This is a genomic window from Pseudomonas sp. HMSC076A11, from assembly GCF_001810205.1.
GTDB classification, from domain to species: domain Bacteria; phylum Pseudomonadota; class Gammaproteobacteria; order Pseudomonadales; family Pseudomonadaceae; genus Pseudomonas; species Pseudomonas aeruginosa.
Map to the genome: position 1 here is coordinate 54706 of NZ_KV800315.1, position 16272 is coordinate 70977.

At 67.2% G+C, this 16272-nt stretch carries 14 protein-coding genes and 1 pseudogene; 9 read left to right on the top strand and 6 right to left on the bottom strand.

All coding sequences use genetic code 11. The features are described 5' to 3' along the window. The 6 genes and pseudogenes from HMPREF2716_RS20905 to HMPREF2716_RS20930 all read right to left on the bottom strand — a co-directional run. Window positions 1-1512: pseudogene (locus HMPREF2716_RS20905) on the bottom strand (methyl-accepting chemotaxis protein); the annotation flags it as partial. Window positions 1513-1666: 154 nt separating this feature from the next. Next, window positions 1667-2884 (bottom strand): beta-ketoacyl-ACP synthase I, encoded by a 1218-nt coding sequence (gene fabB, locus HMPREF2716_RS20910; RefSeq protein WP_003097892.1) that lies wholly within the window; start codon window positions 2882-2884, stop codon window positions 1667-1669. A gap of 11 nt (window positions 2885-2895) precedes the next feature. Then, window positions 2896-3411 carry a 3-hydroxyacyl-[acyl-carrier-protein] dehydratase FabA gene (fabA, locus tag HMPREF2716_RS20915; RefSeq protein WP_043492735.1) on the bottom strand — a complete coding sequence of 172 codons (516 nt, stop codon included), beginning with the start codon at window positions 3409-3411 and terminating at the stop codon, window positions 2896-2898. 188 nt (window positions 3412-3599) lie between these two features. After that, on the bottom strand, window positions 3600-5555 hold the full coding sequence (locus HMPREF2716_RS20920; RefSeq protein WP_003097889.1) for an ATP-binding protein: 1956 nt from the start codon (window positions 5553-5555) through the stop codon (window positions 3600-3602). Then, window positions 5552-6310, bottom strand: a complete 759-nt coding sequence (locus HMPREF2716_RS20925) for an ABC transporter substrate-binding protein (RefSeq protein ID WP_073650871.1) — start codon at window positions 6308-6310, stop codon at window positions 5552-5554. The genes HMPREF2716_RS20920 and HMPREF2716_RS20925 overlap by 4 nt, the downstream gene beginning before the upstream one ends. Before the next feature lie 171 nt (window positions 6311-6481). After that, window positions 6482-8590 (bottom strand): TonB-dependent receptor plug domain-containing protein, encoded by a 2109-nt coding sequence (locus tag HMPREF2716_RS20930; RefSeq protein WP_012614312.1) that lies wholly within the window; start codon window positions 8588-8590, stop codon window positions 6482-6484. A 150-nt stretch (window positions 8591-8740) separates the two neighbouring features. Between HMPREF2716_RS20930 and HMPREF2716_RS20935 the strand changes: the two genes are divergently transcribed. From HMPREF2716_RS20935 to HMPREF2716_RS20975, 9 genes are all read left to right on the top strand, one after another. Further along, window positions 8741-9763 (top strand): NAD(P)H-dependent glycerol-3-phosphate dehydrogenase, encoded by a 1023-nt coding sequence (locus tag HMPREF2716_RS20935; protein WP_003087482.1) that lies wholly within the window; start codon window positions 8741-8743, stop codon window positions 9761-9763. Window positions 9764-9776: 13 nt separating this feature from the next. Then, a complete protein-coding gene (locus HMPREF2716_RS20940) occupies window positions 9777-10118 on the top strand; it encodes a DUF4389 domain-containing protein (protein WP_003097882.1) in 342 nt (113 codons plus the stop codon). Beyond that, entirely contained in the window at window positions 10115-10579 is a 465-nt protein-coding gene (gene sixA / locus HMPREF2716_RS20945; protein WP_003117751.1) for a phosphohistidine phosphatase SixA, read from the top strand. The genes HMPREF2716_RS20940 and sixA overlap by 4 nt, the downstream gene beginning before the upstream one ends. A 126-nt stretch (window positions 10580-10705) precedes the next feature. Further along, complete coding sequence (locus HMPREF2716_RS20950) at window positions 10706-12373, top strand: AMP-binding protein (protein ID WP_003097876.1); 1668 nt, start codon at window positions 10706-10708, stop codon at window positions 12371-12373. Between the two features lie 49 nt (window positions 12374-12422). Next, entirely contained in the window at window positions 12423-12860 is a 438-nt protein-coding gene (locus tag HMPREF2716_RS20955) for a hotdog fold thioesterase (RefSeq protein WP_003087490.1), read from the top strand. A gap of 57 nt (window positions 12861-12917) precedes the next feature. Beyond that, a complete protein-coding gene (locus HMPREF2716_RS20960) occupies window positions 12918-13742 on the top strand; it encodes an AraC family transcriptional regulator (protein ID WP_003097872.1) in 825 nt (274 codons plus the stop codon). 40 nt (window positions 13743-13782) lie between these two features. Next, window positions 13783-14424, top strand: coding sequence for a LysE family translocator (locus tag HMPREF2716_RS20965; RefSeq protein ID WP_003122890.1), 642 nt, complete (start codon window positions 13783-13785; stop codon window positions 14422-14424). Between the two features lie 101 nt (window positions 14425-14525). Further along, entirely contained in the window at window positions 14526-15338 is an 813-nt protein-coding gene (locus HMPREF2716_RS20970; protein ID WP_003087496.1) for an alpha/beta fold hydrolase, read from the top strand. Beyond that, window positions 15335-16195: an alpha/beta fold hydrolase gene (locus HMPREF2716_RS20975; RefSeq protein WP_003097867.1), complete on the top strand. Its 861-nt coding sequence runs from the start codon at window positions 15335-15337 to the stop codon at window positions 16193-16195. Before HMPREF2716_RS20970 ends, HMPREF2716_RS20975 begins: the two co-directional genes overlap by 4 nt. The last annotated feature ends 77 nt before the right edge of the window (window positions 16196-16272 follow it).

The window sequence follows — 16272 nt, forward strand, 5'->3', positions numbered from 1 at the left end:
GGATGTTCACCAGGTTGCGGTCGACCTCGCGGGCCACCTGGGCCTGCTGCTCGGAGGCGCTGGCGATCACCAGGGTACGCTCGTTGATCTGGCCGACCCGCTCCGCGATCTCGTTGAGCGCCAGGCCGGCGGCTTCGGCGATCTCCAGCATGTTGCGGGCGCGTACGCTGCTGCTGTCCATGGCGCCGACCGCGGCGCCGGTGCCTTCCTGGATGTTGGCGATCATCTGCTCGATCTCGCGGGTGGATTCCTGGGTGCGATGGGCGAGGGCGCGAACCTCGTCGGCGACCACGGCGAAACCGCGGCCCTGCTCGCCGGCGCGAGCCGCCTCGATGGCCGCGTTGAGCGCCAGGAGATTGGTCTGTTCGGCGATACCGCGGATCACGTCGAGGACCTTGGAAATGTCCTGGGCCTTTTCCGCCAGGCCGCCGACCAGCGCCGAGGTATTGTCCACTTCTTCGCTCATCAGGCGGATCGCCTGGACCGTCTCCAGTACCCGCTGGCGTCCGTTCTGCGCCGATTGCTCGGAGGCGGACGAGGCGTCCGAGGTGGAGCTGGCGTTGCGCGCCACTTCCTCGACGGCGGCGGTCATCTCGTTGACCGCGGTGGCGGCCATCTGGATTTCGTCGTTCTGCTGGGTCAGCGAGCGGTTGCCCTGCTCGGTGACGGCGCTGAGTTCCTCCGCGGCGGAGGCCAGTTGGGTCGCCGAGCTGCCGATCTGCTGGATGGTCTGGCGCAGTTGTGCCTGCATGCCCTGGAGGGCGACCAGCAGCTTGGCCGGTTCGTCGCGGCCAGAGGTGTCGATGCGGCTGGTGAGGTCGCCGGAAGCGATCACCTCGGCCACCCGCAGCGCCTCGCCGATCGGTTGGGTGATGCTGCGGGTGAACAGCCAGGCCAGTACCACGGTAGCGAGGCCGGCGACCAGCAGTACGCCGATCACTGCGGCGAAGGCGCTGTCATAGACCTCATCGGCCGTGTGGCTGGCCTGGCTGGCGCCCTTGACGTTGAAGTCGATCAGCGCCTGCAGTTGCTGCTGGGTGGCGCGGTACTGGTCGAGCAAGGTGCTTTCGGTGTATTGGCGGGTCTCTTCCAGCGGCTTGCTGCGCGACATCTGCACCAGGGTCTGCTGGCTTTGCAGGAGCGTCTGCCGGGTAGCCAGGTAGCGCTCGTAGATCGAGCGCTCGTCGGCACCACTGATCAGCCGTTGGTAGGCGCCCTCGCGATCGGTCAGTTCCTTGCCGATTTCCGTCATGCGGCTTTCCAGGAAGCGCTTGCTGCTATCGTCCGCCGCCAGCACATGGGCCAGTTGCACCTGCCGCAGTTCGGCGAGCAGAACGTTCAACTCGGCGCTTTCGCGGACGCTAGGCAGCCAGTTGTCGCTGATGTCCGAAGAGGCTTCGTTGAGCGAACCCATCCGGTTCAGGGAAAGATGCCGGTGATGACCAGCAGAGCGGTGATCAGGGCGAAACTCAGGGCGGCACGGGTCGCGATGGGCATACTGCGCAAAGACATGATGGCGGATTCCAGGGGGCAGGAAGAGGGACGGGGCTGACCAGTACTATCGGCAGGCAGGGCGGGAGGTTTAGCCCGTTCATGCAGTCCGGGTAAAGAAACGCTGGGTACAAAAAAGCGCCCCGGAGGGCGCTTCATGCGGCGATGGAGGGAATCAACCCTGCCAGCGCTTGAGGACCAGGGTGGCGTTGGTGCCGCCGAAGCCGAAGCTGTTGCTCATGACGGTATCGAGCTTGGCGTTCTCGCGGGTCTCGCGGAGAATCGGCAGGTCGGCCACTTCCGGGTCGAGTTCGTCGATGTTGGCGGAGCCGGCGATGAAGCCGCCCTCCATCATCAGCAGGCAATAGATCGCCTCGTGCACGCCGGCGGCGCCCAGCGAGTGGCCGGACAGGCTCTTCGTCGAGCTGATGGCCGGCGCCTTGTCACCGAACACTTCGCGCACGCCTCGGATCTCGGCGACGTCGCCGACCGGGGTGGAGGTGCCGTGGGTGTTCAGGTAGTCGATCGGCGCGTCGACGGTGGCCAGCGCCTGCTGCATGCAGCGGATCGCGCCTTCGCCGCTCGGGGCGACCATGTCGTAGCCGTCGGAGGTGGCGCCGTAGCCGACGATCTCGGCGTAGATCTTGGCGCCGCGCTTGAGCGCATGCTCCAGCTCCTCGACCACCACCATGCCGCCGCCGCCGGCGATGACGAAGCCGTCACGCTTGGCGTCGTAGGCGCGGGAGGCCTTTTCCGGAGTGTCGTTGTACTGGGTGGAGAGGGCGCCCATGGCGTCGAACAGGCAGCTCTGGCTCCAGTGTTCCTCTTCGCCGCCGCCGGCGAAGACCACGTCCTGCTTGCCCAACTGGATCTGTTCCATGGCTTGGCCGATGCAATGGGCGCTGGTGGCGCAGGCGGAGGAGATCGAGTAGTTGACGCCCTTGATCTGGAACGGTGTGGCCAGGCAGGCCGATACGGTGCTGCCCATGGTGCGGGTCACGCGGTATGGGCCGATGCGCTTGACGCCTTTCTCGCGCAGGGTGTCGATGGCTTCCATCTGGTTCAGGGTGGAAGCGCCGCCGGAGCCGGCGATCAGGCCGGTGCGGGGGTTGGAAATCTGTTCCGGAGTCAGGCCGGAGTCCTTGATCGCCTGCTCCATCGCCAGGTAGGCGTAGGCGGCGGCATCGCCCATGAAGCGGAAGACCTTGCGATCGATCAGCTCTTCGAGGTTCAGGTCGACCGAACCGGAAACGTGGCTGCGCAGGCCCATCTCGGCGTAGGACGGATTGAAGCGAATGCCGGGCCGACCCGCACGGAGGTTGGCGGAAACGGTGTCTTTGTCATTGCCGAGGCAGGAAACGATGCCCAGACCGGTGATAACGACGCGACGCATGCGGATAACCCTTAGAAGCTGTCAGTGGAGGTGAACAGGCCGACGCGGAGGCCTTCGGCACTGTAGATTTCGCGGCCATCGACGCTGACGGTGCCGTCGGCGATGGCCAGGACCAGCGAACGATTGATCGTGCGCTTGATATGAATGTTATACGTGACCTTCTTCGCTGTCGGCAGAACCTGACCGAAGAACTTCACTTCGCCCGAACCCAGGGCGCGGCCGCGGCCGGGGTTGCCCTGCCAGCCGAGGTAGAAACCGACCAGCTGCCACATGGCATCCAGGCCCAGGCAACCGGGCATGACCGGATCGCCTTCGAAGTGACAGGCGAAGAACCACAGGTCCGGGTTGATATCCAGCTCGGCGACCAGCTCGCCCTTGCCATACTTGCCGCCGACATCGCTGATGTGAACGATGCGATCGATCATCAGCATGTTGGGGGCGGGAAGTTGCGCGTTACCCGGGCCGAACAGCTCGCCGCGACTGCAGCGCAGCAGGTCATCTCGGGTGAAGGCGTGTTGTTTGGTCATGCGAGCTCCTCAAAAATCCCTGAACTGCAGGGTTGTGGCGGTTCGTCCAGCGGCCGTCGCGCCGGGTTATTGTATCGGCGTCGCAGCGGCAGCCTAGTCATAGACTGTTGCGTTGCGGTGAAAGTCACAGTGTCCGGCGAACAGATGTTCACTTTATTCCCGCGTCCGCTTGCCGCCCTTGTCGTAGATCATTCCGGCTCCCCTCGTCCGGTTTCGTTCGATGTCACGGGGAGTTCCGGCTGCGAGCCGATCCAGCGTTGCAGTATGCGTTGCAATTCCGCCCGTTTGAATGGCTTGGCCAGGTAATCGTTCATTCCCGCCTGCAGGCAGTTCTCCCGATCGCCCTGCAGGGCGTTGGCGGTCAGGGCGATGATCGGTACCTGCCGGCCGTTCTCCTGGGCCCTGATTTCCCGTGTCGCCGAGTAGCCGTCGAGCACCGGCAGGCGGCAGTCCATCAGGATCGCGTCGTAGCGCTGGCGCTCGGCGCTGCGTACCGCCTGGATACCGTCGGCGACCAGGGTGACGCGATAGCCGAGGCTGCGCAACATGGCTTCTATGACTGTCTGGTTCACCGGATTGTCCTCGACCAGGAGGATTTCCTGACCGGCGGCGACCGGGGCGGCGTCGCCGGCGGCCTGCTGCCGGTGCGCCGGCGACTGCTGGAAGGGCAGCGGAATCTCCAGGGTGAAGGTCGATCCCGAGCCTTCCTTGCTCTCTGCCTGCAGGGTGCCGCCCATCCGTTCCGCCAGGGTCCTGGCGATCGCCAGGCCGAGCCCGGTGCCGCCGTAGCGTCGGGAAATCGACGAATCCGCCTGCTGGAAGGCGTCGAACATATGTTCCAGGCGTTCCGGCGAGATGCCGATGCCGCTGTCGTGCACCGCGCAGGTCAGCCACAGTACGTCGTGATCGAGAGCCTGCCACTCCAGGCTGAGATGGATGGCGCCTTCCTCGGTGAACTTCAGCGCATTACCCAGCAGATTCACCAGGATCTGTCGGATCCGCGTCGGATCGCCGCAGACCTCGATATTCTCCAGGCCGGCCTGGATCTGCAATTCCAGCGCCAGTCCGCGTTGCTGGGCGCTGTGCTGGAACACCAGGGCGGAGCCTTGCACCAGTTCCAGCAGGTTGAAGGGGATGCACTCCAGTTCCAGCGCGCCGCGTTCGATCCTTGAGAAATCGAGAATGTCGTTGATGACCTTCAGCAGGTGTTCGGTGGACTCGGTGGCCAGCGCCGTGTACTCGGCCTGTTCGCGGGTCTGCTCGGTGGTTTCCAGCAGTTGCAGCATGCCCAGCACGCCATTCATCGGGGTGCGAAGCTCGTGGCTCATCATCGCCAGGAAGTCGGACTTCGCCCGGTTCGCCTGCTCCGCTTCCTCGCGGGCGCTGATCAATTGGCTGATCGCCTGTTCCTGTTCCCGGCTCGCGCGGTCCAGCCCGCTGGCGAGATTGTTGATGTGACGGGCCAGGTCGCCGATCTCGCCGTCGTCGAGGATCGGCAGGCTGGTCTTGTAGTCGCCGCTCTGGATCGCCTCGACCGCCTGGCCCATGGTACTGATCGGCGCCGACAGGCGCTGCGCCAGGCGGCGCGCGACGAGGAAGGTGAGGATCAGGGCGAAGGCGGCCAGCAGGGCGGCCTTCAGGAGGATTTCCTGTTGCCGCTGGCTGAAGGCGTCGTTGGACATGCCGACCACCACCCGGCCGAGGTAGTCCTCGCCGGACTGGCCGTCGCCTTCGCTGGCGCCATCCAGCAGCGGGTCGCTGGCCAGGGCGATACGCTGGCGCTGGATGGTGGAGTGGAAGATGTCGATCGGCGCGGCGTTCTGCAACGCGCCGGGCAACTGTTCGACGTACACCAGGATATTGTCGTTGCGGTCGCGTACCTCGATGAAGCGCACATGCGGGGTGTCGAGGGTGGCCTGCAGCAGCTTCTGCAGCACGGGCGTGTTGCCGGCGATCACGCCGTATTCGGCGGCCGGCGCCAACTGGTCGGCGATCAACTGGCCGGTATGGGTCAGTTCCTGGCGCAGGTCCTGCAGGCGCGAGTAGGTGAAGTAGGCGGTGAGCAACAGGGTCAGCAGCAGCGCCGGGCCCAGGCTGATCGCCAGCATGCGGGTACGGATGTCCCAGCCGTGGCGCTGGCTCATGGTTCTTCTCCTTCGGCGAGGCGCCGGCCGAGGTCGGCGTCGCTGGCCAGGTCGATACCCAGGGAACGGGCTACCTGCCGATTGCCGAGCACCTTGAAATGCCCTGGATAGAGGCTGAGGGGCCAGTGCCTGGGCGCCTGGCCGAGCAATTCGTCGAGGGTGTCCAGCCAATCCTCCTGGTCGCTGTAGCTGCTCGCCAGGCTGCCGGCCTTGACGAAGGCTGCGGTGGGGCCGAGCAGCGCGCGGTTCTTGGCGTAGCTGCCGAGCAGCAGGCTCTTGATGCTCTGCGAGTTGTACAGCTGTTTGTCGTCGATGCCGAGCAGCAGGTCACTATTGCCGAGCAGGAACTGCAGCGGGCGCGGGTCGTCGTTGCCGCTGCTGCTGGCGACGAACAGCTGGAGCCCCTGGCTGCGGGCCTCGCGGCGAAGCTCGTCGAGGAGGAATTCGCTGTCCTTGCCGTAGAGCACGCCGATGCGCTGGATGCCCGGCAGGATCAGGCGCGCCAGGCGGAGCTGGCGGGACGCCGGCGGGTCGCTCCAGAGTACGCAGAGACCTCCGACGCCGTGTCCGCCATGTCCGTTGGCGCCTGGCAGCAGGCGCTGGCCATCGACCCGGTTGAGCAGCAGCGCCAGGGTCGGCGGCGCCCGGTGCTGGCGCAGGCGCCAGGCCAGGGCCTCGGGGCCGAGCAGGAGCAGGCGGGTTTCGTCGGCGAAGACCATCCCCTCCGCCAGGGCCGCGGGCGTGCGCAGTTCCACCTGGTCCTGCGGCCGTCGCTGCGCCAGGGCATCGCGAAAGGCGTTCACCGCGGCCCCCTGGTTGGCGCTGACCAGGACCAGTTGCGCGGCCTCGCCGACATGCGGGAGACAGCAGAAGACGAGCGCGAGCAGCGCCTGGAAAGCCCGGCGGGCGGGGCGCAAGCGACGCATCTAGAACGTCACCTCGGCGCTGAAGTAGAGCAGGTGGCGGCTGTCGTAGCGGTTGTCGGGAAACGTCAGCGGTTCGTCGTCGAGACGCTGCTGGAGCACGCCGGCCAGTTCCAGGGCGGCCTTGCCCAGGGGAATGCGCTTGGCCAGGCGCAGGTCGACGCGTTCGAAACGATGTCCATTGAGCGAGTCGTCGCCATAATAGAAGAGGGCGCTGGACCAGCCTTGGCCCCAGTCGTGCATCCAGCCGGCCGAGCCGCCGTGGCGGGCGGTCAGGCGCCGGTCGTAGCGACTGGTGGCGTCGTAGTCGAGATAGGCGTAGGTGGCGCGCAGGCGGTCGCGTAGGCCCAGGCGCCAGTCGAGCTGGCCTTCCGCGCCGGAGAAGCGGATGCGATCGCCGTTGTCCGGACTGAAGTCGACGACGCTGAGCGGATCGCTGATCAGTCCGGTGATTTCCTCGTGGAACAGGCGTACATCCACGGCCAGCCCGGTCTCGCGGAAAAAACCGTTGTAGCCGATCTCGCGCGAACGGGTGTGTTCCTTGCCCAGGTCGCCGGGGCCGTGGGCGCTGGCGAAGTAGTAGGCTTCGCTCTGCCCATAGGGCGCCGGTGTCAGGTGGCGGACCCGGTAGCGCCAGTCGACGTCGTTTTCGTACATGCCCGGTGACCGCACTGCCTCCGAATAGACCGCGCGCAGGCTGTGCTGGGGGTTGAACAGGTAGTTCACCGCCAGCCGCGGGCTGAACGAACTGCCGGAGCCCTCGACGTCTTCGAGCATCCCCCCGCCCTGCAGCAGCCAGTGTTCGCCGGCATGCCACTCCAATTGGCTGAACAGCCGCCAGATCTGGCTGCTGACCCTGCCGCCGTAGAAAGTCTCGGAGTTTGCCTGGTCGTAGCGGTAGCTCAGGCCGTTCAGCAGGCGCAGGTTGTCGCCCAGGCTGAGGGTGTCCTGCATCTCCAGGTCGTAGCGGCTTTCCCGGATGTTGCGGTCGACCCGTCCGCAGACCGGACGCAGTCCGCCATTGCGTAGCTGGTCGAGGACCTGGGTCGCCAGTTGCAACTCCTGGGCGCTGCCGGGCGGCAGCCGGGTCGGATCGTCGGCGAACCTGCGCAGGTAGTCCGGGTTCAGTTCCCAGAGCTGCGCCAGTTGCGGGCTGAAGGCAATGGCCGCCTCGCAGGCGTTCCATTCCTGCCGGCGCTCCCAGTGCTGTGCGTAGCCTTGTATATAGAAGCTGTGGCGCGGGTCGAGGTCGACATTCCAGCGCAGCGAACCGGCATAGTCGTGGGCGAGCGTATCGGAGTTGTCGATGTCGTCGGGAACCTGGGGAAACGGCGAGCGGTAGGCGTAGGGGTGCTGGTTCGAGCCTTCCTTGGCCGCCAGTTGCCACTCCAGGCTCTGGTTCGGCGCCAGGCTGTGGCTGGCGTTGAGGTTGAAGCGGCTGAGCCGGCGGCCGTCGCGCAGGGCGTGACCGTCGTGGTCGTGGTCGAAGCCGTCGTCTTCCTGGCCGGACAGCGACAGGCGGAAGTCGCTGTCTTCCAGGGCGATGCTCTGGCTGGCGTACCAGTCGCGGATGCCGCGCTGGCCTGCGGTGTACTTCAGACGCGTGCCGGGCGACTCGCCGGGGGCGCGGGTGATGATGTTGATCACCCCCATCAATGCGTTGGCGCCGTAGCTGACGGTATTCGGCCCACGGAACACTTCGATCCGCTCGACATCCTCGAGGGCCAGCGGCAGGTCGCTCCAGTCGACGCTGGCAAGGCCCGGGCGGTACACCGAGCGGCCGTCGATCAGCACCTGCAGGCGCCGCGCCCCCGACATGCTGGTGCCGTGGTAGTTGACCGTGGGCTGGTTGCCGGACAGGTAGCCGACCATCATGCCCGGGACCAGGCGCATCAGTTCGGGAATGTCGCGGGCGCCGCTGGCGACGATCAGCTCGCGGTCGAGCACGCTGATGCTGCCGGGAACTTCCGCCGGGGATTGTTTCAGGCGTGTCGCGGTCAATACTTCGGGAACGCCGCTGGGATCGTTGAACAGGTCGGCGGCCGCGAGCTTGCCGCCGAACAGCAGGGCCAGCAGGGTCAGGGAGGCGGGAGCACGTGAAGCGATGGGCACGGAACGACCTTGTTCTCGATAGGTATTGTCTGGCCCGGGCATGGTAAACGAGGCGCGGGCTTTTGCCAGCGCCGGCGTCAAGACTGGTCGGCCGGCTGGCCGACCGTATAATGGCGTGATTGCCGCGTGGCGGCCAGAAATGGATGAATCATGACAGAGCAGCAACCGATTGCCGTGCTCGGCGGCGGCAGTTTCGGCACCGCCATCGCCAACCTGCTGGCCGAGAACGGCCAGGCGGTCCGCCAGTGGATGCGCGACCCGGAGCAGGCCGAGGCGATCCGCACACGACGCGAGAACCCGCGCTACCTGAAAGGGGTCAAGGTGCATCCCGGGGTCGAGCCGGTCACCGACCTGGAGCGCACCCTGGCCGATTGCCAACTGATCTTCGTCGCCTTGCCCTCCAGCGCCCTGCGCAAGGTGCTGCAACCACACCAGGCGGCATTGACGGACAAGCTGCTGGTGAGCCTGACCAAGGGCATCGAGGCGCACACCTTCAAGCTGATGAGTGAGATCCTCGAGGAAATCGCCCCGCAAGCCCGCATCGGGGTGATTTCCGGCCCGAACCTGGCGCGCGAGATCGCAGAGCACGAGCTGACCGCCACGGTGGTCGCCAGCGAGGACGACGAGCTGTGCGCCCGCGTCCAGGCGGCCCTGCACGGCCGCACCTTCCGCGTCTACGCCAGCCGCGACCGCTTCGGAGTGGAACTCGGCGGTGCGCTGAAGAACGTCTACGCGATCATGGCCGGCCTGGCCGCGGCGATGGACATGGGCGAGAACACCCGCAGCATGCTGATTACCCGCGCGCTGGCGGAAATGACCCGGTTCGCCGTCAAGCTCGGTGCCAACCCGATGACCTTTCTCGGCCTCGCCGGCGTCGGCGACCTGATCGTCACCTGTTCCTCGCCGAAGAGCCGCAACTACCAGGTCGGCCACGCCCTCGGCGAGGGGCTCAGCCTGGAGGAGGCGGTATCGCGCATGGGCGAGACCGCGGAGGGTGTGAACACTCTCAAGGTACTCAAGGAAAAGTCCGACGAGATGCAGGTGTACATGCCGCTGGTCGCCGGTCTCCATGCGATCCTCTTCGAAGGCCGCACCCTGGCGCAGGTCATCCAGCTGCTGATGCGCGGCGAGCCGAAGACCGACGTCGATTTCATTCCCACCACCGGCTTCTGACGAGGAGACCGCCATGTCCGCAGACCCGCAAGCACGCGAATCGATCGCCATCCGCATCCTCTGGATGCTGCTGTTCGTCCTGGTCTGGCAGGTCGCCGAACTGCTCCTCGGGGCGGTGGTGGTGATCCAACTGGTCTACCGACTGATCTACGGCGCGCCGAACGGCAGCCTGATGGCTTTCGGCGACAGCCTCAGCCAGTACCTGGCGCAGATCGGCCGTTTCGGTACCTTCCACAGCGACGAGAAACCCTGGCCGTTCGCCGACTGGCCGAGCGCCCGCGCCGCCGAGGGCGAGGCCGCCCACAGCGTGCCGCCCGCCGCGCACCCGGCGCGCGACGAAGAGCCGAAGTTGTGAAACTCTGGCTGTTGCGCCATGGCGAGGCCGAACCGCACGCCAGCCGGGATTCCGAGCGGCGCCTGACCGCCCATGGACGCAAGGAGGTGCTGCAGAGCGCCGCGCGGCTGGCCGGGTTGCCGCTGGACGGGATTCTCGCCAGCCCCTACGTGCGCGCCCAGCAGACCGCCGAGCTGGTGCGCGAGGCACTGGGCCTGGTCGAGCCGGTCGGCACCGCGCCCTGGTTGACCCCCGACGACGATCCGCGCGAGGTGCTCGGTTTCCTCGACGAGCGCAGCGAGCGCAATCTCCTGCTGGTCAGCCACCAGCCCCTGGTCGGGGCGCTGGGCGGTCTGCTGGTGCATGGCAACCGGCGCGATCCGTTGCCGATGAGCACTGCCTCGCTGGCCGAGCTGGAAGGCGACTTCGCCGCCGCCGGGCTGATGACCCTGGTCTCGCTGCATCACCCGCGGCACGGCTAGGAAGCGCCTGGCACAACGACTACAAACCGAAACATTTCCCGGCTTGCCTGCGGTTGGCTGTGATGGAATATTCGACCAAGCAAGTGCTTGGTCGATCTCCCAGAACAACAACAACGGAGGCGGTACGTGGTCACTGCAAATCGTCTGCCGCTCGAAGTCTTCTTCGAGCGCGAAAAGCGTCATCCGCAACGGCGTTACCTGGTGCAGCCCATCGGTGGCGGCCGGGTCGAGGAGCTGAGCTGGGGCGAGGTGGGCGACCAGGCGCGGCGTGCAGCCGCCTGGTTGCGCAGCCTGGATCTCCCCGCCGGCAGCCGTATCGCGATCATCTCGAAGAACTGTGCGCACTGGATCGTCACTGACCTGGCGATCTGGATGGCCGGGCACGTTTCCGTCCCCCTCTATCCCAATCTCACCGCCGAGTCGGCGCGCCAGGTGCTGGAGCATTCCGAGTCGGCGGTGGTCTTCGTCGGCAAGCTCGACGACTGGCCGGCGATGGCGCCCGGAGTCCCCGAGGGCATACCGACCGTGGCCATGCCGTTGCACCCGGAAGGGCGTTTCGACCGCCAGTGGAGCGACCTGCAGGCCTGCGCGCCGCTCGAAGGCGACACGCCGACCGCTGCCGAGCAACTCGCCACCCTGATCTACACCTCCGGAACCACCGGCGTGCCCAAGGGGGTGATGCACAACTTCAGCAGTTTCGCCTTCGCCGCCAGCCGCGGCGTGGAACTGTTCGGCACCCGCGAAGACGACCGGATGCTCTCCTACCTGCCGCTGTGCCACGTGGCGGAGCGGATGTTCGTCGAGATGGGGTCGCTCTACGGGGGAACCACGGTGTTCTTCGCCGAAAGCCTGGACACCTTCGTCGAGGACATGAAGCGTGCGCGGCCGACCCTGCTGTTCGGCGTGCCGCGCATCTGGACCAAGTTCCAGATGGGGGTGTATTCGAAGATGCCGGCGCAGAAGCTCGACCGCCTGCTGAAGCTGCCGATCCTCGGCCGCATCGTCGGTCGCAAGGTGCTCGCCGGGCTAGGCCTGGACGCGGTGCGCTACGCGCTCTGCGGCGCGGCGCCGGTACCCGAGGCGCTGCTGCTCTGGTATCGCCGCCTGGGCCTGGATGTGCTCGAGGTCTACGGGATGACCGAGAACAGCGGTTACTCCCACGTCTGCCGGCCCGGCAGGCAGAAGACCGGCTGGATCGGCCAGAACAGCCCCGGCGTCGAGGTACGCATCAGCGACGAGGGCGAGGTGCAGGTGCGTAGCGGCGCGACCATGGTCGGCTACTACAAGGAGCCGGAGAAGACCGCCGAGGTGCTCACCGCCGACGGTTTCCTGCGCACCGGCGACAAGGGCGAGCAGGACGCCGAAGGCAACCTGCGCCTGACCGGGCGGATGAAGGAAATCTTCAAGACCAGCAAGGGCAAGTACGTGGCGCCGGCGCCGATCGAGAACCGCCTGGCGGTACACGATCGCATCGAGCAGGTCTGCGTGGTCGGCGAGGGCCTCAGCGCGCCGTTGGGGCTCTGCGTGCTCTCCGAGGTCGGTCGCCGGGAGGCCCTCAACGGGACCCGCGGGGCGCTGGAAAGCAGCCTGCGGGCGCACCTGGAACAGGTCAACGGTGCGCTTGACAAGCACGAGCGCCTGGTCGGCCTGGTCCTGGTGCAGGAAACCTGGGCGGTGGACAACGGTTTCCTCACGCCGACCTTGAAGATCAAGCGCAATATGGTGGAAGGTGCCTATGGCTCGCGCTTCCACGAATGGGTGGAACGCCGCGAGGCCGTGCTCTGGCACGAATGACTCCCACCGACGGGAAGCCCTTGGCTTCCCCCTTGCGCAAGGAATTCCCATGAGCCTCTGGCGACAAACGCCCGACCTGGAGCAACTGAACGCCTCGCAGAAGAACAGCATCGGCGACCTGCTTGGCATCCGCTTCGAAGCCTTCGACGACGAGTCGCTGACCGCGAGCATGCCGGTCGACTCGCGTACCCACCAGCCGTTCGGCCTGCTGCATGGCGGCGCCTCGGTGGTCCTCGCGGAAAGCCTGGGCTCGATGGCCAGCTACCTGTGCGTCGATACCAGCCAGTACTACTGCGTCGGCCTGGAAGTGAACGCCAACCACCTGCGTGGCCTGCGCAGCGGCCGGGTCACCGCGGTGGCCAGGGCGATCCACCTGGGGCGCACCACCCATGTCTGGGACATCCGCCTCAGTGGCGACGACGGCAAGCCGAGCTGCATCGCCCGCCTGACCATGGCGGTGGTGCCATTGGCGGGCAGGGCGGGCTGAGCGCGGTCCGCAATTTTGTCCAAGATCGTTCCGTCCCGCGGGCGGTAGAGTAGCGGGATGGAACAGATCACCCATCTCAGCAGCGGGATTCCCGGCGTACGCCTGATAGACGCCGAGCACAACCGCTTTTCCTTTCCCCGGCACTTCCACCTGGAGTACCACATCGGCTTGCTGTTGCAGGGCCGGCATCGCTATGCCGCCGGCGGCGAACGGCGCCTGGCCGGGGCCGGCGACGCGTTGCTGATGGCGCCGGAAAGCATCCACGACGGCAGCAGCGCCGGCGAGGAGGGCTACCGTATCCGCGTCCTGGCGCTCGATGCCGACTGGCTGGAGCGCGCCAGCCGTGACTTCAGCGACGGCCGTCGGGGGGCGCCGCGTCTGACCAGTAGCCTGGTCCGCGACGAGCGTCTGCAGCAGCGCCTGCGTCAGTTGCACCTGGGCATGCTCGGCGGAGCGGCGGCGCTGGAGAACCGTCTGGCCCTGGAAGAGCACCTCTGGCAGGCGCTGGCCTGCCTGCTCAGCCTGGGCAGCAGCCTGCGCCTGGAGGAGGGCGACCGGGAAGGCTTCGGCCAGCGCGACTGGACGCGGCTGCGCGACTGGCTGGAGTCGCGCCTGGAGTACCCGCCGAACCTGGAGGAACTGGCCGCCTTCTGCGGCCTGAGCCCCTGGCAGGTGCTGCGGCGCTTCCGCCGTCACTGCGGCCTGCCGCCCCACCAGTGGCTGACCCAACTGCGCCTGGAGCGCGCCTTGCCGCTGGTTCTGCGCGGCGAGCAGCCATTGAGCCAGGTGGCCCAGCAGTTCGGTTTCTACGACCAGGCGCACTTCAGCCGTCTGTTCCGGCGCACCTATGGGTTACCGCCGGCGCGCCTGCGCCAGCGCTGATTCGCGTTTTCCTTTCCGATCCCTTTTTCGTGGAGTAGCCATGCAGGAATTGTCTGTCTTGCTGACCCTGGCGGCGGTGTTCGCCATAGCCCTGGTCAGCCCCGGTCCCGATGTCGCCCTGGTGGTGCGCACGTCCCTGCACCAGGGGCGGCGGGCCGGCCTGGCCAGCGCGCTGGGGCTGGCCTGCGGGATTCTCCTGCATACCACCCTGGTGCTGACCGGCGTGTCGCTGCTGCTCAGCCGTACGCCTGTGCTGTTCGCCATCCTGCAGGCGCTCGGCGCGCTGTACCTGGCCTGGCTCGGCGTCGGCGCGCTGCGCGCCTGGCTGCGGCGCGGCGACGGCCAGCCGGGCCGGCTCGACGGGGCACTGCCGCCGTCGCCCCTGGGGCCCTGGCTGCGCGGAGTGGCGACCAATCTGTTCAATCCCAAGGCGCTGGTGTTCTTCATCGCCTTGCTCGGCAGCCTGATTCCTGCGCAGATGTCGCTCGGCGGCAAGCTGGCGGTGGCGGCGCTGCTGTTCGGCATGGGCGCCTGCTGGTTCGGCCTGCTCAGCCTGACCCTTACCCGCCCGGCCCTGCAGGCCCGCCTGTTGCGCGCGGTGCCCTGGCTGGACGCGGCCTGCGGGGTGGTGTTCCTGCTGGTTGCGGCGGCGATCCTCGAGCATCTCGTCCGCTCTGCCTGAGGTTTTGGCCGCTTCGCCGTGCAAGGCAGCCGGCAAAGCCATTGCCGCCTCGGCGAGGCTGCCGGAGAATCCCTGGCATCAGCCCTGTCGAGACGTCGCGCATGTCGCAATCGGTTTTCTTCGCCCACGCCAACGGCTTCCCGTCGGCTACCTACGCCAAGCTGTTCGAGGCGTTGGCGCCGGAGTACCGGGTGGATCACCTGGAAATGCACGGGCACGACCCGCGTTTCCCGGTGAACGACAACTGGGACAACCTGGTGGACGAACTGCTGCACCATCTCGCCAGCCTGGAACAGCCGGTCTGGGGCGTCGGCCATTCCCTCGGTGGCGTGCTGCACTACCACGCGGCGCTGCGCCGGCCGGAACTCTACCGCGGCGTGGTGATGCTCGATTCGCCGGTGCTGACCCTCGCCGACCGCCTGGTGATCCGTGCCGCCAAGCGCTTCGGCTTCATCGACCGGATCACTCCGGCCGGGCGCACCCTGGGGCGTCGCGAGGCGTTCCCCGACCTGGAAGAGGCGCGGGCCTACTTCTCCGGCAAGGCGCTGTTCCGCCGTTTCGACCCCGACTGCCTGGAGGCCTACGTACGCCACGGGCTGGCCGACAGCGGCGGCGGTTCCGGCCTGCGCCTGCGCTTCGATCCGGCCACCGAGATCAGCATCTACCGCAGCGTGCCGCACAGCAGTCCGGGGCGTGCGCGGCAGTTGCAGGTGCCGCTGGCGATGGTGCGCGGGCGGCACAGCAAGGTGGTGTTGCCGCACCACACCCGGCTGATCCGGGCGATGCCGCGCGGCGAGTTCATGTCGCTGCCCGGCGGCCACATGTTCCCGCTGGAGCGCCCGCGGGAAACCGCCGAACTGCTGAAAGGCGTGTTCGATCGCTGGTCGCGGGCGACCGAGGAGCGTTCGGCATGAGCCTGCAGGTCGAGGAAGTACGCATCAGCCTGCCGCACATCGAACTGGCCGCGCATCTGTTCGGTCCGCCGGACGGCAAGCCGGTGATCGCCCTGCATGGCTGGCTGGACAACGCCATGAGCTTCTCGCGCCTGGCGCCGAAGCTCGCCGGGCTGCGTATCGTCGCCCTTGACTTCGCCGGCCACGGGCATTCCGCGCATCGTGCCGAGGGTGCCAGCTACCTGCTCTGGGACTACGCGCTGGACGTGCTGATGGTGGCCGAGCAACTGGGCTGGGAGCGGTTTTCCCTGTTGGGGCACTCGATGGGCGCCATCGTCTCGGTGCTGCTCGCCGGGGCCTTGCCCGAGCGCATCGAGCGGCTGGCGTTGATCGATGGCCTGATTCCCTACACTGGCGAAGCCGACAAGGCGCCGCAGAAGCTCGGCGAAGCGCTGAAGGCGCAACTGGCGCTACGCCACAAGCGCAAGCCGGTCTATGCCGAGCTGGAAAAAGCCGTGGAAGCGCGGATGCGCGGGGTCGGCGAGATCTCCCGGGAGGCCGCCGAACTGCTCGCCCAGCGCGGCCTGGAACCGGTGCCCGGCGGCTATACCTGGCGCACCGACGCGCGCCTGACCCTACCGTCGCCGCTGCGCCTGACCCAGGCCCACGCGCTGAACTTCGTGCGCAGCGTGGAGTGCCCGGTCAGCCTGGTACTGGCCGAACAGGGCATGCTGGCGGTGGAGCCGCGCATGCGGGCGCTGCTGGAGACCCTGCCGTTCGAGCGGCACCACCTGCCGGGCGGGCATCACCTGCATCTGGACGACGAGGCCGGGGCGCAGGCGGTGGCCAGGGTCTTCGCGGCCTTCTTCGCGCGCTGAAACACCGGCTTGCCGTTGTTTCCTTGACTATTCCGGGTCCAGCCGTAAGGCTGGACGGATCGTTACGGAGAGGCACC

Excerpts from the sequence above, each read along its gene's own strand:
- fabB (WP_003097892.1), bottom strand. The coding sequence starts at position 2,884 with ATGCGTCGCGTCGTTATCACCGGTCTGGGCATCGTTTCCTGCCTCGGC.
- fabA (WP_043492735.1), bottom strand. The coding sequence starts at position 3,411 with ATGACCAAACAACACGCCTTCACCCGAGATGACCTGCTGCGCTGCAGT.
- HMPREF2716_RS20920 (WP_003097889.1), bottom strand. The coding sequence starts at position 5,555 with ATGAGCCAGCGCCACGGCTGGGACATCCGTACCCGCATGCTGGCGATC.
- HMPREF2716_RS20935 (WP_003087482.1), top strand. The coding sequence starts at position 8,741 with ATGACAGAGCAGCAACCGATTGCCGTGCTCGGCGGCGGCAGTTTCGGC.
- HMPREF2716_RS20940 (WP_003097882.1), top strand. The coding sequence starts at position 9,777 with ATGTCCGCAGACCCGCAAGCACGCGAATCGATCGCCATCCGCATCCTC.
- HMPREF2716_RS20955 (WP_003087490.1), top strand. The coding sequence starts at position 12,423 with ATGAGCCTCTGGCGACAAACGCCCGACCTGGAGCAACTGAACGCCTCG.
- HMPREF2716_RS20960 (WP_003097872.1), top strand. The coding sequence starts at position 12,918 with ATGGAACAGATCACCCATCTCAGCAGCGGGATTCCCGGCGTACGCCTG.
- HMPREF2716_RS20965 (WP_003122890.1), top strand. The coding sequence starts at position 13,783 with ATGCAGGAATTGTCTGTCTTGCTGACCCTGGCGGCGGTGTTCGCCATA.
- HMPREF2716_RS20970 (WP_003087496.1), top strand. The coding sequence starts at position 14,526 with ATGTCGCAATCGGTTTTCTTCGCCCACGCCAACGGCTTCCCGTCGGCT.
- HMPREF2716_RS20975 (WP_003097867.1), top strand. The coding sequence starts at position 15,335 with ATGAGCCTGCAGGTCGAGGAAGTACGCATCAGCCTGCCGCACATCGAA.